General features: G+C 60.0%; 19 protein-coding genes, 6 tRNA genes and 3 rRNA genes. 19 read left to right on the forward strand and 9 right to left on the reverse strand.

Annotated elements, in window-relative coordinates; translation table 11 throughout:
- Positions 1 to 37 precede the first annotated feature (37 nt).
- Positions 38 to 553, forward strand: coding sequence for an Lrp/AsnC family transcriptional regulator (locus AQ611_RS02475; RefSeq protein WP_059516285.1), 516 nt, complete (start codon positions 38 to 40; stop codon positions 551 to 553).
- Positions 554 to 639: 86 nt separating this feature from the next.
- Here the strand turns inward: AQ611_RS02475 and AQ611_RS02480 are convergent, their stop codons facing one another.
- The 8 genes from AQ611_RS02480 to paaA all read right to left on the reverse strand — a co-directional run bounded on the left by AQ611_RS02480 (position 640) and on the right by paaA (position 7332).
- A complete protein-coding gene (locus AQ611_RS02480; protein WP_059516287.1) occupies positions 640 to 1287 on the reverse strand; it encodes a GNAT family N-acetyltransferase in 648 nt (215 codons plus the stop codon).
- Between the two features lie 240 nt (positions 1288 to 1527).
- The gene (locus AQ611_RS02485; RefSeq protein ID WP_069233652.1) at positions 1528 to 2139 is read right to left on the reverse strand and encodes a TetR/AcrR family transcriptional regulator; all 612 of its coding nucleotides are present in this window, start codon (positions 2137 to 2139) and stop codon (positions 1528 to 1530) included.
- A 33-nt stretch (positions 2140 to 2172) separates the two neighbouring features.
- On the reverse strand, positions 2173 to 3003 hold the full coding sequence (locus AQ611_RS02490; RefSeq protein ID WP_069235100.1) for a DUF1835 domain-containing protein: 831 nt from the start codon (positions 3001 to 3003) through the stop codon (positions 2173 to 2175).
- 135 nt (positions 3004 to 3138) lie between these two features.
- Complete coding sequence (paaE, locus tag AQ611_RS02495; RefSeq protein ID WP_069233653.1) at positions 3139 to 4227, reverse strand: 1,2-phenylacetyl-CoA epoxidase subunit PaaE; 1089 nt, start codon at positions 4225 to 4227, stop codon at positions 3139 to 3141.
- A gap of 2 nt (positions 4228 to 4229) precedes the next feature.
- Positions 4230 to 4898, reverse strand: coding sequence for a 1,2-phenylacetyl-CoA epoxidase subunit PaaD (paaD, locus tag AQ611_RS02500; protein ID WP_069235101.1), 669 nt, complete (start codon positions 4896 to 4898; stop codon positions 4230 to 4232).
- A gap of 229 nt (positions 4899 to 5127) precedes the next feature.
- A complete protein-coding gene (gene paaC / locus AQ611_RS02505; protein ID WP_069233654.1) occupies positions 5128 to 5931 on the reverse strand; it encodes a 1,2-phenylacetyl-CoA epoxidase subunit PaaC in 804 nt (267 codons plus the stop codon).
- A gap of 14 nt (positions 5932 to 5945) precedes the next feature.
- Positions 5946 to 6230 carry a 1,2-phenylacetyl-CoA epoxidase subunit PaaB gene (paaB, locus tag AQ611_RS02510; protein ID WP_059516297.1) on the reverse strand — a complete coding sequence of 95 codons (285 nt, stop codon included), beginning with the start codon at positions 6228 to 6230 and terminating at the stop codon, positions 5946 to 5948.
- A gap of 103 nt (positions 6231 to 6333) precedes the next feature.
- Entirely contained in the window at positions 6334 to 7332 is a 999-nt protein-coding gene (paaA, locus tag AQ611_RS02515; RefSeq protein WP_059516299.1) for a 1,2-phenylacetyl-CoA epoxidase subunit PaaA, read from the reverse strand.
- 171 nt (positions 7333 to 7503) lie between these two features.
- On the opposite strand from paaA, the gene AQ611_RS02520 reads away from it, so the two are divergent.
- Positions 7504 to 8790 (forward strand): SGNH/GDSL hydrolase family protein, encoded by a 1287-nt coding sequence (locus tag AQ611_RS02520; protein WP_069233655.1) that lies wholly within the window; start codon positions 7504 to 7506, stop codon positions 8788 to 8790.
- A gap of 36 nt (positions 8791 to 8826) precedes the next feature.
- Here the strand turns inward: AQ611_RS02520 and AQ611_RS25315 are convergent, their stop codons facing one another.
- Positions 8827 to 9186 carry a hypothetical protein gene (locus AQ611_RS25315; protein ID WP_156789205.1) on the reverse strand — a complete coding sequence of 120 codons (360 nt, stop codon included), beginning with the start codon at positions 9184 to 9186 and terminating at the stop codon, positions 8827 to 8829.
- A 59-nt stretch (positions 9187 to 9245) separates the two neighbouring features.
- Between AQ611_RS25315 and AQ611_RS02525 the strand changes: the two genes are divergently transcribed.
- The 17 genes from AQ611_RS02525 to rpoB all read left to right on the forward strand — a co-directional run bounded on the left by AQ611_RS02525 (position 9246) and on the right by rpoB (position 24642).
- Positions 9246 to 10776, forward strand: a 16S ribosomal RNA gene (locus AQ611_RS02525).
- A 61-nt stretch (positions 10777 to 10837) separates the two neighbouring features.
- Positions 10838 to 10914 (forward strand) — tRNA-Ile (locus AQ611_RS02530).
- Positions 10915 to 10951: 37 nt separating this feature from the next.
- Positions 10952 to 11027: transfer RNA gene (locus AQ611_RS02535), tRNA-Ala, on the forward strand.
- 283 nt (positions 11028 to 11310) lie between these two features.
- Positions 11311 to 14190, forward strand: a 23S ribosomal RNA gene (locus tag AQ611_RS02540).
- Between the two features lie 114 nt (positions 14191 to 14304).
- A 5S ribosomal RNA gene (rrf, locus tag AQ611_RS02545) occupies positions 14305 to 14417 on the forward strand.
- The 16S, 23S and 5S rRNA genes sit together here with 2 tRNA genes alongside, the layout of an rRNA operon.
- Before the next feature lie 575 nt (positions 14418 to 14992).
- Positions 14993 to 15078 (forward strand) — tRNA-Tyr (locus tag AQ611_RS02550).
- A gap of 45 nt (positions 15079 to 15123) precedes the next feature.
- Positions 15124 to 15197 (forward strand) — tRNA-Gly (locus AQ611_RS02555).
- A gap of 23 nt (positions 15198 to 15220) precedes the next feature.
- A tRNA-Thr gene (locus AQ611_RS02560) sits at positions 15221 to 15295 on the forward strand.
- 61 nt (positions 15296 to 15356) lie between these two features.
- Entirely contained in the window at positions 15357 to 16547 is a 1191-nt protein-coding gene (tuf, locus tag AQ611_RS02565; RefSeq protein ID WP_069233656.1) for an elongation factor Tu, read from the forward strand.
- A gap of 59 nt (positions 16548 to 16606) precedes the next feature.
- Positions 16607 to 16682: transfer RNA gene (locus tag AQ611_RS02570), tRNA-Trp, on the forward strand.
- Between the two features lie 42 nt (positions 16683 to 16724).
- The gene (gene secE / locus AQ611_RS02575; protein ID WP_059519673.1) at positions 16725 to 17105 is read left to right on the forward strand and encodes a preprotein translocase subunit SecE; all 381 of its coding nucleotides are present in this window, start codon (positions 16725 to 16727) and stop codon (positions 17103 to 17105) included.
- Between the two features lies 1 nt (position 17106).
- The gene (nusG, locus tag AQ611_RS02580) at positions 17107 to 17664 is read left to right on the forward strand and encodes a transcription termination/antitermination protein NusG (protein WP_004525645.1); all 558 of its coding nucleotides are present in this window, start codon (positions 17107 to 17109) and stop codon (positions 17662 to 17664) included.
- 144 nt (positions 17665 to 17808) lie between these two features.
- Positions 17809 to 18240: a 50S ribosomal protein L11 gene (rplK, locus tag AQ611_RS02585; RefSeq protein WP_059519674.1), complete on the forward strand. Its 432-nt coding sequence runs from the start codon at positions 17809 to 17811 to the stop codon at positions 18238 to 18240.
- Positions 18241 to 18939 carry a 50S ribosomal protein L1 gene (rplA, locus tag AQ611_RS02590; protein WP_059519675.1) on the forward strand — a complete coding sequence of 233 codons (699 nt, stop codon included), beginning with the start codon at positions 18241 to 18243 and terminating at the stop codon, positions 18937 to 18939.
- Between the two features lie 299 nt (positions 18940 to 19238).
- Positions 19239 to 19736, forward strand: coding sequence for a 50S ribosomal protein L10 (rplJ, locus tag AQ611_RS02595; RefSeq protein ID WP_059519683.1), 498 nt, complete (start codon positions 19239 to 19241; stop codon positions 19734 to 19736).
- 63 nt (positions 19737 to 19799) lie between these two features.
- A complete protein-coding gene (rplL, locus tag AQ611_RS02600; protein ID WP_059519676.1) occupies positions 19800 to 20174 on the forward strand; it encodes a 50S ribosomal protein L7/L12 in 375 nt (124 codons plus the stop codon).
- Positions 20175 to 20535: 361 nt separating this feature from the next.
- Positions 20536 to 24642 (forward strand): DNA-directed RNA polymerase subunit beta, encoded by a 4107-nt coding sequence (rpoB, locus tag AQ611_RS02605; protein WP_059519677.1) that lies wholly within the window; start codon positions 20536 to 20538, stop codon positions 24640 to 24642.
- The last annotated feature ends 15 nt before the right edge of the window (positions 24643 to 24657 follow it).

Here is a 24657-nt window from a genome sequence, read left to right on the forward strand (position 1 = left end):
AATTTTCCATCTTAAATTGAGTTGATGGAGGTAGAAAATGGCGCACGTGGAATTGGATGCAATTGACCGGCGCATTCTTGCGATCCTCCAGGAGAATGGGCGTTTGTCCAACCAGGACATCGCCGACCGCGTGAGCCTGTCGCCGAGTCCGTGTCTGCGCCGGATACGTCGGCTCGAGGAAATGGGCGTGATCACCGGCTACGTCGCGTTGCTCGATCCGCAAAAGCTCGGGCTCGATTTGCTCGCGTATGTGAGCGTGCGGCTCGAGAAGCGGGGCGGCGTCGCATTCGCGCGCGGCGAGGAGCCGTCCGCGCGCGCGGGCGCGACGCATGCGGATCTGTTCCGCGCGGCGGTGCAGGCGTGGCCCGAGGTGGTCGCGTGCCATGCGATGACGGGCGACATGGATTACCTGCTGCGTGTGCAGGTCGAGGACATGGCGCATTTCTCGCGCTTCATGCAGGAGCAGTTGCTGCACCATCCGTCGGTGATCGACGTGAAGACGAGCTTCTCGCTCGAACGCTTCAAGGAGACCACCGCGCTGCCGATCCGCTGAATCCGGCGCGGCGACGCAGTCCGGTAACGAAAACGGGCGGCCCGATGGGCCGCCCGTTGCGAGCGTGGAGCGTCAGCGCCACGCGCTCACGCGGTGAGACTGGCGGGCAGCAGCGATTCGAAGATCTGCGTCGCGCGGTGCGCTTGGCGTTTGAGCGCGTAGTCGAACACCGCGGCTTGCTCCTGCATCATCTCGGCGATGATCGTCGAGTGATCGGCGGGCGGCAGCGACAGATACGCATCGGCTTCGCCATACGCGTACTCGATGCGCATTCCCGACTTTTTGGCGATGTGCATCATCGTCGCGTTCCGCGACAGGCAATGCATGTACAGCGTCGTCACATGCGTGTTGCGGCTGCGGATCGCCGCGCGCTCGAACAGCTTCGAGCCGACACCCTGGCCGCGCGCCGATTCGAGCACCGACACGCCGAACTCGGCGGTGCGCTTGCCGTCTTCGTCGGGCAGATACGCGAGATGGCCGACGCCGATCAATTCGAGCGCGTGGTTGAACACGCCGAACACGGTGTCGCGTCCGAAATCGATCGTCCGGACATAGTTTTCGATCACATGGTCGGGCACGGCCTGTCCGAAGCGCAACAGGCGGTCTTCGCCGTCGAGCGCGAGAAAGTGGGCAAGCAGTTGCGGGCGGTCGCCGGAAGCCAGTTCCCGGACGAGAACTGGCGCGGGACCGGCGATGCCGACCGCGTCGGCAGAGCGAGACTCGGGCTTGTTCATCGTGGGTTCCTCAAATAGACCGTACAGCAGTACGACGCGTTTGTGCGTCGCAGCGTAATTTTAATCGAACGGTTAGTTTGAGATTAGGGGAAACCCGTACATTCGATGGAGGTCAGGCTCTAAATTTGTCAAATAAAACTTTAAGCCTTTGTTTTTGTTGATTATTTATTGGAGGTTGATGATCGCGGCAATAAGACGCCGCATTGTTACGTATGCGCAACAAATGCTGCTGCGCAAAAATCAGGTTGCGCGGCCGTCCCCCAGGCCATGCTCGATCATATCGATCACCATTTCGGCGAAGTCACGGTAACCAAGGCGGCCGCCCGGCTTCAGCCACGTGAAGGTCCAGTTGATCATCCCGAACACCATCATCGTTGCCGCCGTCTGGTTGGCTTTCAGGATCCGCTGCGGATAGGCGCGCGCGAGCTGCCGCGAGAACGCGGCGACGATGTCGCGCTGACGGTCGAGGATGATCTGGCGCTGCGTGTCCTCAAGGTATTTGACGTCGTTTAGCAGCGCCACATGGCGGCTGTGCGACGTCTCGTACTCGGCGAGGAATGCGCGGATGAGTTCGGCGAACGTCTCGCGCTCGGTGAGCCCGCGCCGCTGGCTTGCGCCCTCGACCTCGGCGATGATCAGCATCAACTGCTTGGTGTAGCGGTCGAGCAGATCGAACAGGATCGCTTCCTTGCTCTCGTAGTAGTGGTATAGACGCGCTTTCGATGTGCCGCTCGCATTCGCGAGGTCGGTCATCGACGTGCTTGGGTAGCTTGTCTGCGCGAATTTGGCGGCGGCGAGATCCAGGATCTGCTCGCGTTGGGATTCGTGATCGGGCGCTCGGGTGCGGGCCATCGGATTCGGGACGTGAAGCGTCGTTAAGAGAGGTTAGCGATGGGCGGCGGCGGGCGCGACGCGCAACGTTGCCGTTCGCCAATGCTCGATCGAGCGGGCGTCGCCGCGCAATTCGAGGCGGCCGGCTGCCGCGAGTTCGCGGCAGCGCCAGAAAGCGACGGTGTCGCTGACGAACAGCTGGCCGCGATCCGCGAGTGCCATCACCGCACCGGCCACGCGCGCGGCCGGCCGCCATTCGCTGCCGGCATGCTCGAGAACGAGCGCGTCGAGATCGGTATACAGGCCGCTCTTGAACGTATTGCTGACGAGATAGCGCAGCTCGGCATTCGCTTGCCTGGCCTCCAGCCATTCGAGCGCGAGCCGGCTGATGCGCAGCACCGAGATCGGCGCGGCTTCGGCAAGCTTCGCGCGCAGCCGCTCGGGCGGAAAAATGCCGGTTGCGGTGGCTTGATCGGCTCGCACGCTTGCCCACGCGCGCGGATCGTCCATATCGGCGATCGACAGCCGCACCTCGTTGAGCCGTTGCGGCGCGCTGCGCAGATGATAGGCAACGCGCCGAAGCATCAGTTGGTCGGCCGCGCTTTGGCCATGCCAGATCACGATCTGTTCGGAACCGGCGGCGAGCGCGTCGAATTTAGCCCGTTCGGCGGCGAGCCTGGCGATCCAGACCGGTAACGTATCGCCGATCACGCGTTCCCAGAACGCGGCGCGCGCGTCCGGCGCGTCGTCCACGCCGCGCAGCGGGCCGACAGCGAGATCGTCGAGCAGCTCGATGACGGTATCGTGGTCGCGGCCGGCGGCCGAGAGCGCGATGCGCAGCGAGGCGGCGGCGCTGCCGCCTTGGGTCACGTGAAGGGTCCTCATCCGGCCTGTCGTCAGCAAAGAAAAACCGCTTGCCGCGCAGCGCAGATTTTCGTCGAGGCCGTCCGGCAAGCGGCCCCTAGTGTAAGCGAGATGCGGGGCGGGAAGGAACCGCTTGCCGCGCGATCGGTGCGGTATCTAGCGTTCGTCGAAGCTGACGATCACCTTGCTGCTGACCGGATGGCATTGACAGGTGAGCACGAAACCATCGGCGATTTCCCGCGGCTCGAGCGTGTAGTTCTTGTCCATCCGCACTTCGCCTTCGAGCACCTTCGCGCGGCACGTGCAGCACACGCCGCCCTTGCAGGCGTAAGGCAGCGCAATGCCTGCGTGCAGGCCGACGTCGAGCAGGCTTGCGCCTTCATACGGCAGGCGCAGCTTGCGTGTCTTGCCGTCGATCACGATTTCGAGATCGGCGGCGGGCGTCGCTTCGGTGATCTCGACCGCGGGCGCGCCTGCCTGCGGCAGTGGCGTGCCGAAGCGTTCGACGTGCACCCGTTCGCGCGGCACGCCGGCCGCCGCGAGCGCGGCCTCGGCCGCGTCCATCATCGGCGCGGGGCCGCAGATGAACGCTTCGTCGATCGTCGCGGCGGGCACGAGCGTCTGGAGAAACGTCGCGCATTTCGGCTGGTCGAGCACGCCGTTGAAGAGTTCGACGTCCTGGATCTCGTCCGACAGCACGTGATACAGCACGAAGCGTTGCATGAAGCGGTTCTTCAGGTCCTCGAGCGTCTCGGCGAACATGATCGAATCGGCGCTGCGATTGCCGTAGATCAGCGTGAACGTGCTGCGCGGCTCCAGTTCGAGCGTCGTTTTGACGATCGCGAGTACGGGCGTGATGCCCGAGCCGCCGGCGAAGGCGACATAGTGCTTGCCGTGCCCCGCATTCAGATGCGTGAAAAAGCGGCCGTCGGGCGTCATCACGTCGATCGTCTGGCCAGGCTTGAGCGTATCGAACGCGAAGTTCGAAAAACGGCCGCCGCGCACGCGCTTGATGCCGATGCGCAGCTCGCCGTCGCGATCGTAATCCGTCGTGCCGATGCAGATCGAATACGAACGGCGCGTCTCCTCGCCGCCGATGTGCGCCTTCAGCGTGACGAATTGGCCTTGCGTGAAGCGGTACGCGTCGCGCAGCTCGGGCGGCACGTCGAACGATACCGTGACGGCGTCGGCGGTTTCGGGCCGCACGTCGCGGATGCGCAGCGGATGGAATTGCGGAGTCGACATGGTCAATAGGGTTTGAAGTAGTCGAAGGGTTCGCGGCAATCGATGCAGCGATAGAGCGCCTTGCAAGCGGTCGAGCCGAATTGCGCAAGCCGCTCGGTATGCGCGGAGCCGCAGCGCGGGCAAGCGGGGGCGGCGGCCGAGTTGGCTACGACCGGCTTAGGCGCGGCCGGCTTAGGCGTGGCCGGCTTGGGCACGAAGCGGATCGTGCGCTCGGCAGCGGGGGCGGCCGCCAAAGCGGACCCCGGCATATGGCCGTCGCATCGTTCGGCGGGCGGTGCGATTCCATACGCACGAAGCTTTTCACGCGCATCGGCGGTGATCCAGTCGGTCGTCCACGCTGGCGCGAGCACGGTCACGATCCGGTGCGGCGCGAGCCCGGCGCCCCGCAGCGCGGCGCCGATATCGTCGGCGATCTGCTGCATCGCCGGGCAGCCGGAGTAAGTCGGCGTGATGACTATTTCGAGCGTGCCGTCCGGGGCGCGTCGGACATCGCGCAGGATGCCCAGCTCGCGGATCGAGACGACCGGGATTTCCGGATCGGGCACGGATTCGAGCGCTTGCCTCGCGCGCGCGACAAGTGTTTCGTCGTCGTGCGCAGTGTTGCTGCCGTTGGCGCAGGCGGCGAGCCATTGCGGCCGGGTAGCTGAGCGATCCGTGCCGGCAGCCGGCAGGCCGCCGGCACAAGACGATTGAGCGCTCGGCGCTGTTGGCCCAGGCCGATCGGGATCGCGAACCGGCTGGCCGGTTTCACCGATCGATCGATGGGACGGGCGATCCGCCAGCCCCGACGTTTGCTTCTGCCGGCCGGGCGTGACGGGCGCGAGCGCCGGCTGGCCGGATACGGCGGAGGGCGGCAACGTGGACGAGGTCGTTTCGAATTTCATCATTCGCTGCACGGACTTACCAGGACGCGCCTGGATGCTGACGTGCGGTGCTCTGCATTTGCGCGAGCAGATAGCCGAAGTGCTCGGAGTGCTCGCCGCGCTTGCCGGCCGGTACATGCAGGCTGGATTTGGGCGGCACGAGCGTCGCTTCGTCGAGCGCCGCGTCGACGTCTGCGCGCCACGCGGCGTCGAGCGATGCGATTGCCGGGCCGATGCCCGCCGTCGCGGCCGCGGCGTCGATTTCGTCCGCGACGAAAAACTCGCGCGTGTACGGCATCAGATAATCGAGCGCGGCTTGAGTGCGGGCGTGCGATTCGTCGGTGCCGTCGCCGAGGCGGATCAGCCATTCGCGTGCGTGATGGGCGTGATAGCGCGTTTCCTTCAGCGATTTTGACGCGATAGCCGCGAGTTGCGCGTCGCTTGATGTCTCGAGCGCCTGAAAGACGTGCAGCATCAGCGTCGAATAAAGGAAATTGCGCACGATCGTCACCGCATAGTCGAGCGGCGCATGCGCGGTGCCGCAGAGCGGGCCGTAATGCGGCAGTTCGACGAACGTGTAGTTCGTGAATTCGCGCTCGCCTCGGAAATAGGCGTAATCGTCCTCGGTCTTTTCGATGCCGGTCAGTTGGCGTTCGAGATCGGCCGCGTGCGTATACAACAGACGCGCCTGCCCGATCAAATCGAGGCTCATATTGGCGAGCGCGATGTCTTCCTCGAGGATGGGGCCGTGGCCGCACCATTCGGCATTGCGCTGGCCGAGGATCAGCGCGTTGTCCGCGAGGCGCAGCACGTAAGCGAGATGCTGGGGCGTGATCGTCATGACAGGCGGCTCGCTCACATGTGGTTGACTTCGTCGGGCAGCGTGTAGAACGTCGGATGGCGGTAGATCTTGTCTCCCGCCGGCTCGAACAGCTCCGCTTTCTCATTCGGATCGGATGCCGTGATCGCCGCCGACGGCACGACCCAGATACTCACGCCCTCCTGGCGGCGCGTGTAGACATCGCGCGCCATGCGCAGCGCCATCGATGCATCGGCCGCGTGCAGGCTGCCGCAGTGCTTATGGTCGAGCCCCTGTTTGCTGCGCACGAAAACTTCCCAGATCGGCCATTCGTTGCTCATCGCTTGCTCCTGATTTGCTGAATTCCACAGACGCGGATGCCGGCGGCGCGCGCCGCGGCGTTTCACGATACTTCCACGGTGTTTGGCGCGACGGCCGCCCGGCTCATGCCGCTTGCGGCTGTTCGCGGCGGCGCCGCTTTTCCGTGTGCGCGAGCGCCGCCTCGCGAACCCATGCGCCGTTTTCGTGCGCATGCACGCGGGTCGCAAGCCGTTCGCGGTTGCAGGGCCCGTCACCGTTGACGACCCGCCAGAATTCGTCCCAGTCGATCGCGCCGTAGTCGAAGTGCCCGCGCGCATCGTTCCATTTGAGATCGGGGTCGGGCAGCGTGACGCCCAGCACCTTGGCCTGCTCGACCGTCGCGTCGACGAATTTCTGGCGCAGATCGTCGTTCGAGATCCGCTTGATTCCCCATTTGGCCGACTGGTTGCTGTGAACCGAATCGGCGTCAGGCGGCCCGAACATCATCAGCACCGGCCACCACCAACGGTTCACCGCGTCCTGCACCATCTCGCGCTGAGCGTCGGTGCCCTTCATCATGGCGAGCAGCGCATCGAAACCCTGGCGCTGATGGAACGACTCCTCCTTGCAGACGCGGATCATCGCGCGTGCATACGGACCATACGTGCAGCGGCAGAGCGGAATCTGATTCATGATCGCCGCACCGTCGACGAGCCAGCCGATTACGCCGACGTCGGCCCAGGTGAGCGTCGGATAATTGAAGATGCTCGAATATTTCGCGCGGCCGGCGTGCAGCGCGTCGATCAGCGCGTCGCGCGAGACGCCGAGCGTTTCCGCCGCGCTATACAGATAAAGGCCGTGGCCCGCTTCGTCCTGGACTTTCGCGAGCAGGATCGCCTTGCGCTTGAGGCTCGGTGCGCGCGTGATCCAGTTGCCTTCCGGCAGCATTCCGATGATTTCCGAGTGCGCGTGCTGCGAGATTTGCCGCACCAGCGTTTTGCGGTAGGCGTCGGGCATCCAGTCTTGCGGTTCGATCTTGCCGTCGGCGGCGATGACGGCGTCGAATCCGGCCTGCTCGGGCGAATCGGCGGTGGTGTCGGATGGTACGGCTTGGCCAGGAAGGTCGAGCGATTGCGTATACATGGAGATGGGTTCATCCAAGTGAGGCTGGTACGCAGTATAAATCAACCGACCGGTCGGTCAATATATGATTTCAATCCTTTTCCGCCGATGATTCGATGCCGCCGATCGACAGGCGTCGGTGGATCGTTTTTGCCTCATGCATAATCGTCAGCTTTTTTAAGAGAGGATCGAATGATGTTCCGACGTTGGCTTATTGCTTTTTCCGGTGGCATCGCGCTTGCCGCGCCGATGGCGGCAGGCGCCGCCGCGACCGATGCACCGGCGCAGCAATCGCAATGGGTGGCGTCGTGGGCAACGGCCTTGCAGCCGATCCCTGATCTTGCTGCGCCGCCGCCGCTTTATCGGGCGCCGGATGTCGCGGGCCGCACCGTTCGTCAGATCGTCTACCCGACAATTGCGGGGCGTGCGATCCGTGTGCGCGTGAGCAATGCATACGGCAAGACGCCGCTTGTGATTGGCGAGCTTCGAATCGGCCGTTCGGCGGGTGGCGCGGCGGTTGTCGCCGACAGTTCGGTGGCGCTGACATTCGGTGGAAAATCCGGCGTCGAAGTCGCGCCAGGGCAGGAGCGGGAGAGCGATCCGATCGCGTTCGATGTGGCGCGCGGCAAGCCTTACGCGCTCAGCCTGTATATGGGCCCGCGTCAGACGATGACGGTCTGGCATCGGGTTGCCAATCAGATCAATTATGTGTCGTCGCTCGGCAACCATGCTGTCGATGCGGCCCCTGATGCCTATCGGACGCGCTTTACGCAGTCCGCCTGGGTGGCGGAGCTGGCGGTCGACGCGCAACCGGCGAAGGCGGCGGCAATAGCGGCCATCGGCGATTCGATCACCGATGGCATGCGCTCGAGCTTGAACCGCAATCGACGTTGGCCGGACGTGCTGGCCGCGCGTATCGAGGGGGTGGACGGGGCGGCATTCGGCGTGCTCAATTTGGGCATCAGCGGCAATCGGCTGCTGAGCGATTCCCGCTGCTACGGCGTCGCGTTGGAGCGGCGCTTCGAGCGGGACGTGCTGGCGCGCTCGGGCGTGAAGGTTGCGGTTGTGATGATCGGCATCAACGACATCAATTTCGCGGCGATGCCGGCGCGCGCCGGATTCGATTGCGATGCGCCGCATACGCGCGTCGACGCGCAGTCGTTGATCGACGGTTACCGTCGGCTGATTGCTGCCGCACATGCCCGCGGCGTGGCGATGTTCGGTGCGACGCTGACGCCGGCGTCGTTGCCCCAGTCGCGTGAGTCGATCCGTCGGCAGGTTAACGAATGGATTCGGACGTCTGGCGCCTTCGATGGCGTGATGGATTTCGACGCTGCTTTGCGCGATCCGGCGAAGCCCTCCGAATTGCAGCGTCGCTATAACAGCGGCGACGATATTCACCCCAACGATGCAGGCTATCAGGCGATGGCCGACGCGGTGCCGCTGGAGCCGCTCATGGCTGCTGCCGGGCGGCATTGAAAAAAGCCTTGCATAGTTGGGATCGACTGACTAGAATCACGCCTCTTTCGCTGAAACGGAAACGGACAGCGGAGGAGAGAGAAGGAAGCGCAGCCGACTGCTAGAGAGGGAGTTGAAGCGGTAGGCAAGCGAGTCAGGAAGCGGGACCCGAGTTTGCGACGACGAGATGGATAAAAAGTTGTTGACGGACGAAGAAAAGGGGTTCATAATTTCGCTTCTCTGCTGCTGACAACGCAGCGCTGCTGAGCGGGCAGGAAAGCTTGGCAGAAAATGCTCTTTAACAATGAACAGCCGATAAGTGTGGGCGCTTGATGGAAGCGGACCTGGTTTTACCGGGATAAGCAAAAGTATCAAGAGTCTCACACTAAAGTAAGTCAGGTTAATGAAGAGATTCATAACCTGTCAGCTTTGAGTGAGCGACCGGTTCTACGGAACCGAAAACAGTAACAGGCATTGAACTGAAGAGTTTGATCCTGGCTCAGATTGAACGCTGGCGGCATGCCTTACACATGCAAGTCGAACGGCAGCACGGGCTTCGGCCTGGTGGCGAGTGGCGAACGGGTGAGTAATACATCGGAACATATCCTGTAGTGGGGGATAGCCCGGCGAAAGCCGGATTAATACCGCATACGATCTACGGATGAAAGCGGGGGACCTTCGGGCCTCGCGCTATAGGGGTGGCCGATGGCTGATTAGCTAGTTGGTGGGGTAAAGGCCTACCAAGGCGACGATCAGTAGCTGGTCTGAGAGGACGACCAGCCACACTGGGACTGAGACACGGCCCAGACTCCTACGGGAGGCAGCAGTGGGGAATTTTGGACAATGGGGGCAACCCTGATCCAGCAATGCCGCGTGTGTGAAGAAGGCCTTCGGGTTGTAAAGCACTTTTGTCCGGAAAGAAAACCTAATGGCTAATAACCGTTGGGGATGACGGTACCGGAAGAATAAGCACCGGCTAACTACGTGCCAGCAGCCGCGGTAATACGTAGGGTGCGAGCGTTAATCGGAATTACTGGGCGTAAAGCGTGCGCAGGCGGTTTGCTAAGACCGATGTGAAATCCCCGGGCTCAACCTGGGAACTGCATTGGTGACTGGCAGGCTAGAGTATGGCAGAGGGGGGTAGAATTCCACGTGTAGCAGTGAAATGCGTAGAGATGTGGAGGAATACCGATGGCGAAGGCAGCCCCCTGGGCCAATACTGACGCTCATGCACGAAAGCGTGGGGAGCAAACAGGATTAGATACCCTGGTAGTCCACGCCCTAAACGATGTCAACTAGTTGTTGGGGATTCATTTCCTTAGTAACGTAGCTAACGCGTGAAGTTGACCGCCTGGGGAGTACGGTCGCAAGATTAAAACTCAAAGGAATTGACGGGGACCCGCACAAGCGGTGGATGATGTGGATTAATTCGATGCAACGCGAAAAACCTTACCTACCCTTGACATGGTCGGAAGCCCGATGAGAGTTGGGCGTGCTCGAAAGAGAACCGGCGCACAGGTGCTGCATGGCTGTCGTCAGCTCGTGTCGTGAGATGTTGGGTTAAGTCCCGCAACGAGCGCAACCCTTGTCCTTAGTTGCTACGCAAGAGCACTCTAGGGAGACTGCCGGTGACAAACCGGAGGAAGGTGGGGATGACGTCAAGTCCTCATGGCCCTTATGGGTAGGGCTTCACACGTCATACAATGGTCGGAACAGAGGGTCGCCAACCCGCGAGGGGGAGCCAATCCCAGAAAACCGATCGTAGTCCGGATTGCACTCTGCAACTCGAGTGCATGAAGCTGGAATCGCTAGTAATCGCGGATCAGCATGCCGCGGTGAATACGTTCCCGGGTCTTGTACACACCGCCCGTCACACCATGGGAGTGGGTTTTACCAGAAGTGGCTAGTCTAACCGCAAGGAGGACGGTCACCACGGTAGGATTCATGACTGGGGTGAAGTCGTAACAAGGTAGCCGTATCGGAAGGTGCGGCTGGATCACCTCCTTTCTCGAGCTTACCGCGAAGTGAAGCGCTCACGCTTATCGGCTGTTGATTAAGACAGACTCAGGGGTCTGTAGCTCAGTCGGTTAGAGCACCGTCTTGATAAGGCGGGGGTCGTTGGTTCGAATCCAACCAGACCCACCAAGTTGTCTGGACAAGGAAGCCTGAGAGGTCTCTGTATGGGGGCATAGCTCAGCTGGGAGAGCACCTGCTTTGCAAGCAGGGGGTCGTCGGTTCGATCCCGTCTGCCTCCACCAATCCTCAATGCCAAGGGTTTGCTGAACCGATCAGCGAATGCTTCGCATTGGCGATTGAGCCAGTCAGAGTGATGCAGGCAACTGTATCGGCTGTCGTTCTTTAACAATCAGGAAGAAGTAAGTAATTTGGATAGCGGAAGCGTCTTATGAGATGGACGTGGAAACTATCCGGGTTGTGATTGTATCGATGTATCTCAAGATGATTCGAACTTCATTGTTCGGCTCAATTTGGAATACGGCACAACGCGAGAACTCAACCTGTAACGAGACAGACTCGTTATAGGGTCAAGCGAACAAGTGCATGTGGTGGATGCCTTGGCGATCACAGGCGATGAAGGACGCGGTAGCCTGCGAAAAGCCCCGGGGAGCTGGCAAACAAGCTTTGATCCGGGGATGTCCGAATGGGGAAACCCACTCCTGATGGAGTATCCATGACTGAATCCATAGGTCATGTGAGGCGAACGCGGTGAACTGAAACATCTAAGTAACCGCAGGAAAAGAAATCAACCGAGATTCCCAAAGTAGTGGCGAGCGAAATGGGAAGAGCCTGTACTCTTTATTTGTATTGTTAGCCGAACGCTCTGGAAAGTGCGGCCATAGCAGGTGATAGCCCTGTAGGCGAAAACAGTATGAAAGAACTAGGTGTACGACAAGTAGGGCGGGACACGTGAAATCCTGTCTGAAGATGGGGGGACCATCCTCCAAGGCTAAATACTCGTGATCGACCGATAGTGAACCAGTACCGTGAGGGAAAGGCGAAAAGAACCCCGGGAGGGGAGTGAAATAGATCCTGAAACCGCATGCATACAAACAGTCGGAGCCTCGTAAGGGGTGACGGCGTACCTTTTGTATAATGGGTCAGCGACTTACGTTCAGTAGCAAGCTTAACCGAATAGGGCAGGCGTAGCGAAAGCGAGTCCGAATAGGGCGTTCAGTTGCTGGGCGTAGACCCGAAACCAGGTGATCTATCCATGGCCAGGATGAAGGTGCGGTAACACGTACTGGAGGTCCGAACCCACTAACGTTGAAAAGTTAGGGGATGAGCTGTGGATAGGGGTGAAAGGCTAAACAAACCTGGAAATAGCTGGTTCTCTCCGAAAACTATTTAGGTAGTGCCTCGTGTCTCACCTTCGGGGGTAGAGCACTGTCATGGTTGGGGGGTCTATTGCAGATTACCCCGCCATAGCAAACTCCGAATACCGAAGAGTGCAATCACGGGAGACAGACATCGGGTGCTAACGTCCGGTGTCAAGAGGGAAACAACCCAGACCGCCAGCTAAGGTCCCCAAATATGGCTAAGTGGGAAACGAAGTGGGAAGGCTAAAACAGTCAGGAGGTTGGCTTAGAAGCAGCCACCCTTTAAAGAAAGCGTAATAGCTCACTGATCGAGTCGTCCTGCGCGGAAGATGTAACGGGGCTAAGCCATATACCGAAGCTGCGGATGCGAGCTTGCTCGCATGGTAGGAGAGCGTTCCGTAAGCCTGCGAAGGTGCCTTGTAAAGGGTGCTGGAGGTATCGGAAGTGCGAATGCTGACATGAGTAGCGATAAAGGGGGTGAAAGGCCCCCTCGCCGTAAGCCCAAGGTTTCCTACGCAACGTTCATCGGCGTAGGGTGAGTCGGCCCCTAAGGCGAGGCAGAAATGCGTAGCTGATGGGAAGCAGGTCAATATTCCTGCACCGTCGTTAGATGCGATGGGGGGACGGATCGCGGAAGGTTGTCCGGGTGTTGGACGTCCCGGTCGCTGCATTGGAGAAGGCGCTTAGGCAAATCCGGGCGCAGGATTCAAGGGTGTGGCGCGAGCGACTTCGGTCGCGAAGCAATTGGAAGTGGTTCCAAGAAAAGCCTCTAAGCTTCAGTCTAACGATGACCGTACCGCAAACCGACACAGGTGGGCGAGATGAGTATTCTAAGGCGCTTGAGAGAACTCGGGAGAAGGAACTCGGCAAATTGGTACCGTAACTTCGGGATAAGGTACGCCCTGGTAGCTTGACTGGCCTGCGCCAGAAGGGTGAAGGGGTTGCAATAAACTGGTGGCTGCGACTGTTTAATAAAAACACAGCACTCTGCAAACACGAAAGTGGACGTATAGGGTGTGACGCCTGCCCGGTGCCGGAAGATTAAATGATGGGGTGCAAGCTCTTGATTGAAGTCCCGGTAAACGGCGGCCGTAACTATAACGGTCCTAAGGTAGCGAAATTCCTTGTCGGGTAAGTTCCGACCTGCACGAATGGCGTAACGATGGCCACACTGTCTCCTCCCGAGACTCAGCGAAGTTGAAGTGTTTGTGATGATGCAATCTACCCGCGGCTAGACGGAAAGACCCCATGAACCTTTACTGTAGCTTTGCATTGGACTTTGAACCGATCTGTGTAGGATAGGTGGGAGGCTATGAAACCGGAACGCTAGTTTCGGTGGAGCCGTCCTTGAAATACCACCCTGGTTTGTTTGAGGTTCTAACCTTGGCCCGTGATCCGGGTCGGGGACAGTGCATGGTAGGCAGTTTGACTGGGGCGGTCTCCTCCCAAAGCGTAACGGAGGAGTACGAAGGTACGCTAGGTACGGTCGGAAATCGTGCTGATAGTGCAATGGCATAAGCGTGCTTAACTGCGAGACCGACAAGTCGAGCAGGTGCGAAAGCAGGTCATAGTGATCCGGTGGTTCTGTATGGAAGGGCCATCGCTCAACGGATAAAAGGTACTCTGGGGATAACAGGCTGATACCGCCCAAGAGTTCATATCGACGGCGGTGTTTGGCACCTCGATGTCGGCTCATCTCATCCTGGGGCTGTAGCCGGTCCCAAGGGTATGGCTGTTCGCCATTTAAAGAGGTACGTGAGCTGGGTTTAAAACGTCGTGAGACAGTTTGGTCCCTATCTGCCGTGGGCGTTGGATATTTGAAGGGGGCTGCTCCTAGTACGAGAGGACCGGAGTGGACGAACCTCTGGTGTACCGGTTGTCACGCCAGTGGCATCGCCGGGTAGCTATGTTCGGAAGAGATAACCGCTGAAAGCATCTAAGCGGGAAACTCGCCTTAAGATGAGATATCCCCGGGGACTTGATCCCCTTGAAGGGTCGTTCGAGACCAGGACGTTGATAGGTCGGGTGTGTACGCGCAGTAATGCGTTCAGCTAACCGATACTAATTGCCCGTAAGGCTTGATCCTATAACAAGTCTGTCTTACAGAACTTGTTGATTCTCGTGTGCGATACGCACAACCCAAGATTACTGCTTCTTCCAAGATTGGTTGCGCTGCGAAGCAACGCAACAACCCGCTTTGCCTGATGACCATAGCGAGTCGGTCCCACCCCTTCCCATCCCGAACAGGACCGTGAAACGACTCCACGCCGATGATAGTGCGGATCCCCGTGTGAAAGTAGGTAATCGTCAGGCTCCCCCTTAAAAAACCCCCGCCTACCCAGCGGGGGTTTTTGCTTTTACGCCCTCAAACTCTTCAAGCTCCACAAACCCCCCCTCATCGCCCCAGCGCTCCGGCTCCGCTCCGCGCGGGCCGCTCGCTTCCCATGCCGCCATGCCGCCGATTAACCCAGCTCCTGGAATACAGGAGCGTCCGCTCTGCTGCGCGATGTTTCGAGAGGCTGTCCATAAAGGGAAGGCCCTGAGATCGGCTGAAAAGATCGGCTGAAGCCGCCACGAGTTCGATGTTCCGGCCAGGAAATCGGCCCGAATTTTATAGCGGCTGCTTGGCTTTATGAGGTGAAGGCCGTAAGATAACGGTCTTTCGTTTTTCGGCTGCGTGGATTTTTTGGCGCGCCGAGCGCGGAATCTGGCGAAAAATGTGGGCTTGAAAGAGAGTCCGGCGGTTTTTGAGGCTCAAAGGTTGAACGTCGATGGGTCATCGATAAGATGTCGGATACACCGGCAGGCTTCCTCGAAGAGAATGAAAATAATCTTTCCGGGATGCTTGACACAAAGCCGATGTACCCCCATAATCGTCAGTTCTCTACGGAGGGGTGCCCGAGTGGCTAAAGGGGGCAGACTGTAAATCTGTTGGCTTACGCCTACGTTGGTTCGAATCCAACCTCCTCCACCAAAGACATAAGCAGCAGGGCGGTATAGGGAATCGTTGCAGACCCTTGCGGGTGTAGCTCAATGGTAGAGCAGAAGCCTTCCAAGCTTACGACGAGGGTTCGATTCCCTTCACCCGCTCCAGTTCTGTGGTTGAAGCGTAAAGCGCCCATGTGGCTCAGTGGTAGAGCACTCCCTTGGTAAGGGAGAGGTCGGCAGTTCGATCCTGCCCATGGGCACCAGCAGTAGTCGGTGTCTGTTTGCGCGCGGCGCAACAAGTGAAATTCCTTTTGGGAGTTGAAAATGGCCAAGGAAAAATTCGAGCGGACCAAGCCGCACGTGAACGTAGGAACGATTGGTCACGTTGACCACGGCAAGACGACGCTGACGGCGGCGATCGCGACGGTTCTGTCGTCGAAGTTCGGCGGCGAAGCGAAGAAGTACGACGAAATCGACGCGGCACCGGAAGAAAAGGCGCGCGGTATCACGATCAACACGGCGCACATCGAGTACGAAACGGCAAACCGCCACTACGCGCACGTCGACTGCCCGGGCCACGCCGACTACGTGAAGAACATGATCACGGGTGCAGCGCAGATGGACGGCGCGATCCTGGTGTGCTCGGCCGCGGACGGCCCGATGCCGCAAACGCGTGAGCACATCCTGCTGGCGCGTCAGGTTGGCGTGCCGTACATCATCGTGTTCCTGAACAAGTGCGACATGGTCGACGACGCCGAGCTGCTCGAGCTGGTCGAAATGGAAGTGCGCGAGCTGCTGTCGAAGTACGACTTCCCGGGCGACGACACGCCGATCATCAAGGGTTCGGCGAAGCTGGCGCTGGAAGGCGACAAGGGCGAGCTGGGCGAAACGGCGATCATGAACCTGGCCGACGCGCTGGACACGTACATCCCGACGCCGGAGCGCGCGGTGGACGGTACGTTCCTGATGCCGGTGGAAGACGTGTTCTCGATCTCGGGCCGCGGTACGGTGGTGACGGGTCGTGTCGAGCGTGGCGTGATCAAGGTTGGCGAGGAAATCGAAATCGTCGGGATCAAGCCGACGGCGAAGACGACCTGCACGGGCGTGGAAATGTTCCGCAAGCTGCTGGACCAGGGTCAGGCGGGCGACAACGTCGGTATCCTGCTGCGCGGCACGAAGCGTGAGGACGTGGAGCGCGGCCAGGTTCTGGCCAAGCCGGGTTCGATCACGCCGCACACGCACTTCACGGCGGAAGTGTACGTGCTGAGCAAGGACGAAGGCGGTCGTCACACGCCGTTCTTCAACAACTACCGTCCGCAGTTCTACTTCCGTACGACGGACGTGACGGGCTCGATCGAGCTGCCGAAGGACAAGGAAATGGTGATGCCGGGCGACAACGTGTCGATCACGGTGAAGCTGATCGCGCCGATCGCGATGGAAGAAGGTCTGCGCTTCGCAATCCGTGAAGGCGGTCGTACCGTCGGCGCAGGCGTCGTCGCCAAAATCATCGAGTAAGCCAGTTATTCGTTGATCGACAGTTTAGGGGCCGGCGAAAGCCGGCTCCAACATGGTCTAGGGGTATAGCTCAACTGGCAGAGCGTCGGTCTCCAAAACCGAAGGTTGGGGGTTCGATTCCCTCTGCCCCTGCCACATAAGCCACGTTCAGCGTGGCGTTTGTTGTTTTAGGGTGTTATGGCGAATCCTTCCGTCGAAACTGTTAATACCTCCGGCGATAAGCTGATGCTGGCCCTGGGCGTATTGTTGGTCTTGGGCGGGTTCGCAGGCTTTTTTTTGCTGGGCGGCAAGGAGTGGTATATCCGCGGCGCTGCGTTGGCGGTAGGGGTGATTGCGGGTGTCGGCGTTGCGCTGGCATCGATGCCGGGCAAGAGTTTCATCGCCTTTGCCAAGGACTCGTATCGCGAGGTGCGCAAGGTTGTTTGGCCCACACGCAAGGAAGCCACGCAGACCACACTTGTCGTGTTTGGCTTTGTGCTGGTCATGGCGCTCTTTCTTTGGATTAGTGATAAATCCATCGAGTGGGTGATTTTCTCGGTGATTCTGGGTTGGAAATGATATGAGCGATACTCCGGCATCCCCGAGTGGAAAACGTTGGTACGTCGTGCACGCCTACTCCGGCATGGAGAAGAGCGTGCAACGCGCGCTTCAGGAGCGCATCGAGCGTGCCGGCATGCAGGATAAGTTCGGTCAGATTCTGGTTCCGACCGAAGAAGTGGTTGAAGTCAAAGGCGGTCACAAAGCCGTGACCGAACGTCGTTTCTTTCCCGGTTATGTGCTGGTGGAAATGGAGATGACGGACGAAACCTGGCATCTCGTTAAAAATACTGCGAAGGTCACTGGTTTCGTCGGCGGGGCGCGTAATCGCCCGAGTCCGATTTCCCCGCGGGAAGTCGAAAAGATCATGTCCCAGATGCAGGAAGGCGTGGAGAAGCCGCGTCCGAAAACCCTGTTCGAGGTCGGTGAGATGGTGCGCGTGAAGGAAGGCCCATTCACGGATTTCAACGGCACGGTCGAAGAAGTGAATTACGAGAAATCGAGAGTGCGCGTGTCGGTCACTATTTTTGGGCGCGCAACGCCGGTCGAACTGGAGTTCGGTCAAGTCGAGAAAGTTTGAGCAGATTCGGATGGGCGGCTTCGAAGGCTGCCTGTCGTCGCGCTTACGGCCCGCGTAATGGCCGTTGAGGAGCGCCAGTAGTCGCAAGACGAACCCGCGTTATCACTCATCGAACGCTTCGATGCGTTCCAACGAGGTTTCCAAATGGCAAAGAAGATCATCGGCTTTATCAAGCTGCAGATCCCTGCAGGTAAAGCCAATCCGTCGCCGCCCGTCGGTCCGGCTCTGGGCCAGCGTGGCCTGAACATCATGGAGTTCTGCAAGGCGTTCAACGCGCAGACTCAAGGCATGGAACCGGGCCTGCCTGTTCCGGTCGTCATCACGGCTTATGCGGACAAGAGCTTCACGTTCGTGATGAAGACGCCGCCGGCGACCGTTCTGATCAAGAAGGCGGCGAAGATCGACAAGGGTTCGAGCAAGCCCCATACCGACAAGGTCGGCAAGATTACCCGCGCTCAAGCGGAAGAGATCGCAAAGACCAAGATGCCGGATCTTACGGCGGCTGATCTCGATGCGGCTGTTCGCACCATCGCAGGTAGCGCACGCTCGATGGGCATCACTGTGGAGGGCGTGTAAATGGCCAAGATTTCGAAGCGCCGTCAGGCATTTGCCGCTAAGGTCGATCGCCAGAAGCTGTACCCGATCGACGATGCACTCGCACTCGTGAAGGAATGCGCGAGCGCGAAGTTCGATGAATCGATCGATGTCGCGGTTCAGCTCGGTATCGATGCGAAGAAGTCGGATCAGGTCGTTCGTGGTTCCGTCGTGCTGCCGGCAGGTACCGGTAAGTCGGTTCGCGTCGCCGTGTTTGCTCAAGGCGAGAAGGCCGAGCAGGCACGCGCTGCCGGAGCGGAAGTGGTCGGCATGGAAGATCTGGCTGAGCAGATCAAGGCCGGTCAAATGGATTTCGACATCGTGATCGCCTCTCCGGACACGATGCGTATCGTGGGTACGCTGGGTCAGATTCTCGGTCCGCGCGGCCTGATGCCGAACCCGAAGGTCGGTACGGTCACGCCGGATGTCGCGACTGCAGTGAAGAACGCGAAGGCGGGTCAGGTGCAGTTCCGTGTCGACAAGGCGGGCATTATTCACGCGACGATCGGCCGTGCGTCTTTTGAGCCGACCGCGCTGCGCACCAACCTGTCGGCGTTGATCGAAGCGCTGCAAAAGGCGAAGCCGGCGACGAGCAAGGGCGTTTATCTGCGCAAGATCGCGCTGTCGAGCACGATGGGCGTCGGCGTGCGAGTCGACCAGGCCACGCTGGCCGCGCAGTAAGCGAAGTATTCGGGCCGCTTCTCGACGGAAGCGGCTCAAAAGGGCTTTGGGCGGTTGTTCGGCGCAGTATGGTCGAGCAACCGGTTATCAAAGACCGTTGGCGGGAAAGCGGCAGTCGGGCGATCCCTTAATGCAAAGCCAACGCAGATGGCGAACCCGAAAAAGTTTTGCAGTGGTGAAGCCGGAGATCGACGAGCGATCGGCGATGTTCGGCGGAAATACTCCTAACGAGTCGGACGCCGTTGTTGAACGAGGTACGCGACGCGCGATGCGAAGCGTATCGTTTCTGGAGGCTAACCGTGCCGCTTAATAGAGAAGACAAGCAAGCCGTCGTTGCTGAGGTTGCCGCGCAAGTCGCGAAGGCCCAGACCGTTGTGCTCGCTGAGTATCGTGGGATTACGGTTGGCGATCTGACCACGCTGCGCGCGAAGGCGCGCGAGCAACAGGTTTACCTGCGCGTGCTGAAGAACACGCTGGCGCGCCGCGCCGTTGAAGGTACGCCGTTTGCTCCGCTGGCAGAGCAGATGACTGGTCCGTTGATCTACGGCATCTCGGAAGATGCGATTGCTGCTGCGAAGGTCGTCAACGACTTCAGCAAGAGCAATGACAAGTTGGTCATCAAGGCTGGTTCGTTCGATGGCAAGGTGATGGACAAAGCAGGCGTGCAAGCGCTCGCTAGCATCCCGAGCCGCGAAGAACTGCTCTCGAAGCTGCTGTTCGTCATGCAGGCACCTGTTTCCGGCTTTGCGCGCGCTCTGGCCGCGCTGGCGGAAAAGAAGCAGGCCGAAGCCGCATAAGCGAACGTATCTGAGCACAACAGATCGCTGGCTGTATCCGAATTCAATTTAGGAGTATTCCAAATGGCAATCGCAAAAGAAGACATCCTGGCAGCCGTTGAAGGCATGACGGTCCTGGAACTGAACGAGCTGGTCAAGGCGTTCGAAGAGAAGTTCGGCGTGTCGGCTGCTGCAGTCGCAGTCGCAGGTCCGGCGGGTGGCGGCGCAGCAGCTGCTGCTGAAGAGAAGACCGACTTCACGGTCGTTCTGGCTGAAGCAGGCGGCAACAAGGTTGCAGTCATCAAGGCCGTTCGCGAAATCACGGGCCTGGGCCTGAAGGAAGCGAAGGACCTCGTTGACGGCGCACCGAAGCCCGTCAAGGAAGGCGTTGACAAGGCTGCTGCAGAAGAAGCCAAGAAGAAGCTGGAAGACGCGGGCGCGAAGGTCGAACTCAAGTAAGTTCACGCGCGCTGTGCGAAGGCTGGCGGTTTTTCACCGCCGGCCTTTTTGTGCTTTGTGGGGGCAGTGTTTTGACACTCTTTGCGGAGGTCGGGCAGACGCCCCCAGAAGCCAAAGAAAACCGTCTATCCCATGCGATCGGCGATTTTCTTTGTCTTCTGAAGCGACTGCAGAAGGCAAGTTTGGTCGGGCAACAGGTCATGCAGGTTCCGTTGCCGTCAGCCAGCGGTTGGTAGCGGCCAACCACCAAGCTTCTCGGCTCGTGCCGTCGGACGGCCATCGGGTCTCAGTCGGTGAACACTCGGGTTTGACGCGTCAAGGTATCCCGCCTCGACATCGCCCGTCGTGATTCGGAGATCGTATGCAATATTCCTTCACCGAGAAGAAGCGCATTCGCAAGAGTTTCGCGAAGCGTTCCATCGTTCACCAAGTACCTTTCCTGCTGGCCACCCAGCTTGAATCATTCAGCACATTTCTGCAAGCCGATGTGCCGCCTGCGCAACGTAAATCCGAAGGCTTGCAGGCCGCCTTTACGTCGGTATTCCCGATCGTCTCGCACAACGGCTTTGCTCGCCTGGAGTTCGTGAGCTACGCGCTGTCGTCGCCCGCGTTCAACATCAAAGAGTGTCAGCAGCGTGGCCTTACGTACTGCTCGGCGCTGCGCGCGAAAGTGCGCCTCGTGTTGCTCGACAAAGAGTCGCCGAACAAACCCGTCGTCAAGGAAGTGAAGGAACAGGAAGTGTACATGGGCGAAATTCCGCTCATGACGCCTACCGGTTCGTTCGTGATCAACGGCACCGAGCGCGTGATCGTGTCGCAGCTGCACCGTTCGCCCGGCGTGTTCTTCGAGCACGATAAGGGCAAGACGCACAGCTCGGGCAAGCTGCTGTTCTCCGCGCGGATCATTCCGTACCGCGGCTCGTGGCTCGACTTCGAATTCGATCCGAAGGACGTGCTGTATTTCCGCGTCGACCGCCGCCGCAAGATGCCGGTCACGATCCTGCTGAAGGCTATCGGCCTCACGCCTGAGCAGATCCTCGCGAACTTCTTCGTGTTCGACAATTTCACGCTGATGGACGAAGGCGCGCAGATGGAGTTCGTGCCCGAGCGCCTGCGTGGCGAAGTCGCGCGCTTCGACATCACCGATCGCGAAGGCAAGGTGATCGTCCAGAAGGACAAGCGGATCAATGCGAAGCATATCCGCGATCTCGAAGCGGCGAAGACGAAGTTCATCTCGGTGCCGGAAGACTATCTGCTTGGCCGCGTGCTGGCGAAGAACGTCGTCGACGGCGATACCGGCGAAGTGATCGCGAACGCGAACGACGAGATCACCGAAAGCGTGCTCGAGAAGCTGCGCGAAGCGAAGATCAAGGAAATCCAGACGCTCTACACGAACGATCTGGATCAAGGTCCGTACATCTCGTCGACGCTGCGTGTCGACGAAACCGCCGACAAGACGGCCGCGCGCATCGCGATCTATCGGATGATGCGTCCGGGCGAGCCGCCGACCGAAGAAGCGGTCGAGGCGCTCTTCAATCGTCTGTTCTACAGCGAGGATGCTTACGACCTGTCGAAGGTCGGCCGTATGAAGTTCAACCGCCGCGTCGGCCGTGACGAAATCACGGGCCCGATGACGCTGCAGGATGACGATATCCTCGCGACGATCAAGATTCTCGTCGAGCTGCGCAACGGCAAGGGCGAAGTGGACGATATCGACCACCTCGGCAACCGTCGCGTGCGCTGCGTCGGCGAACTTGCGGAAAACCAGTTCCGCGCAGGTCTCGTGCGCGTCGAGCGCGCGGTCAAGGAACGCCTCGGCCAAGCCGAAAGCGAAAACTTGATGCCGCACGACCTGATCAACTCGAAGCCGATTTCGTCGGCGATTCGCGAGTTCTTCGGCTCGTCGCAGCTGTCGCAGTTCATGGACCAGACCAACCCGCTGTCGGAAATCACGCACAAGCGCCGTGTTTCCGCGCTTGGCCCGGGCGGTTTGACGCGCGAGCGCGCAGGCTTCGAAGTGCGTGACGTGCACCCGACGCACTACGGCCGCGTGTGCCCGATCGAAACGCCGGAAGGTCCGAACATCGGTCTGATCAACTCGCTCGCGCTGTATGCGCACCTGAACGAGTACGGCTTCCTCGAGACGCCGTACCGCAAGGTCGCGGACGGCAAGGTGACCGACCAGATCGACTATTTGTCGGCAATCGAGGAAGGCCGCTACATGATCGCGCAGGCGAACGCGGCGATCGATGACAACGGCGCGCTCGTCGACGAACTGGTGTCGTCGCGTGAAGCCGGCGAAACGATGATGGTCACGCCGGACCGCATCCAGTACATGGACGTCGCGCCGTCGCAGATCGTGTCGGTCGCAGCATCGCTGATTCCGTTCCTCGAGCACGACGATGCGAACCGCGCGTTGATGGGCTCGAACATGCAGCGTCAGGCTGTGCCGTGCTTGCGTCCGGAGAAGCCAGTCGTCGGCACGGGTATCGAGCGCACGGTGGCGGTCGACTCGGGCACGACGGTGCAGGCCCTGCGTGGCGGCGTGGTGGATTACGTCGACGCGGGCCGTATCGTGATTCGCGTGAACGACGACGAAGCGGTGGCGGGTGAGGTCGGCGTCGACATCTACAACCTGATCAAGTACACGCGCTCGAACCAGAACACGAACATCAACCAGCGTCCGATCGTGAAGATGGGCGACAAGGTCGCGCGCGGCGACGTGCTGGCTGATGGCGCATCGACGGATCTGGGCGAGCTTGCGCTCGGCCAGAACATGCTGATCGCGTTCATGCCGTGGAACGGCTACAACTTCGAGGATTCGATCCTGATCTCGGAGAAGGTCGTGGCCGACGATCGCTACACGTCGATCCACATCGAAGAGCTGAACGTCGTTGCTCGCGACACGAAGCTCGGGCCGGAAGAAATCACGCGCGACATCTCGAACCTGGCGGAAGTGCAACTCGGCCGTCTCGACGAATCGGGCATCGTGTACATCGGTGCGGAAGTCGAAGCGGGCGACGTGCTGGTCGGCAAGGTCACGCCGAAGGGCGAAACCCAGCTGACGCCCGAAGAGAAGCTGCTGCGCGCGATTTTCGGCGAGAAGGCGTCGGACGTGAAGGATACGTCGCTGCGCGTGCCGTCGGGCATGAGCGGCACGGTGATCGACGTGCAGGTGTTCACGCGCGAAGGCATCCAGCGCGACAAGCGTGCGCAACAGATCATCGACGACGAACTGAAGCGCTACCGCCTCGACCTGAACGACCAGCTGCGCATCGTCGAAGGCGACGCGTTCCAGCGTCTCGCGCGCATGCTGGTGGGCAAGGTCGCCAACGGCGGTCCGAAGAAGCTCGCGAAGGGCACGAAGATCGACCAGGCGTACCTCGAAGATCTCGATCACTACCACTGGTTCGACATCCGCCTCGCGGACGACGAAGCAGCAGCATCGCTCGAAGCGATCAAGAACTCGATCGAAGAGAAGCGTCATCAGTTCGATCTCGCGTTCGAAGAGAAGCGCAAGAAGCTCACGCAAGGCGACGAACTGCCGCCGGGCGTGCTGAAGATGGTCAAGGTGTACCTCGCGGTGAAGCGCCGCCTGCAGCCTGGCGACAAGATGGCCGGCCGTCACGGTAACAAGGGTGTCGTGTCGAAGATCGTCCCGATCGAAGACATGCCGTACATGGCCGACGGCCGTCCGGCCGACGTCGTGCTGAACCCGCTCGGCGTGCCGTCGCGGATGAACGTGGGTCAGGTTTTGGAAGTGCACCTCGGCTGGGCCGCGAAGGGTCTCGGTTGGCGTATCGGCGAAATGCTGCAGCGCCAGACGAAGATCGAGGAGCTGCGCTCGTTCCTGACGAAGATCTACAACGAGTCGGGCCGCGCGGAAGATCTGGAGAGCTTTACCGACGACGAGATCCTCGAACTCGCGAAGAATCTGCGCGAAGGCGTGCCGTTCGCGACGCCAGTGTTCGATGGCGCGACCGAGGAGGAAATGTCGAAGATGCTCGATCTCGCGTTCCCGGACGAGATCGCCCAACAGCTCGACATGAATCCGTCGAAGAACCAGGTTCGCCTGTACGACGGCCGCACGGGTGAGCCGTTCGAGCGCCGCGTGACGCTCGGCTACATGCATTACCTGAAGCTGCACCACTTGGTCGACGACAAGATGCACGCGCGTTCGACTGGCCCGTACTCGCTCGTCACGCAGCAGCCGCTGGGCGGTAAGGCGCAGTTCGGCGGTCAGCGTTTCGGTGAAATGGAAGTGTGGGCACTCGAAGCATACGGCGCGTCCTACGTGCTGCAGGAAATGCTGACGGTGAAGTCGGACGACGTGACCGGCCGGACCAAGGTGTACGAGAACCTGGTCAAGGGCGATCACGTGATCGATGCAGGCATGCCGGAATCCTTCAACGTGTTGGTGAAGGAAATCCGCTCACTCGGTATCGATATCGATCTCGACCGCAATTAATCGGACTACGGAGAG

Origin of the sequence: Burkholderia singularis, assembly GCF_001718875.1 — a bacterium.
Lineage (GTDB): Bacteria > Pseudomonadota > Gammaproteobacteria > Burkholderiales > Burkholderiaceae > Burkholderia > Burkholderia singularis.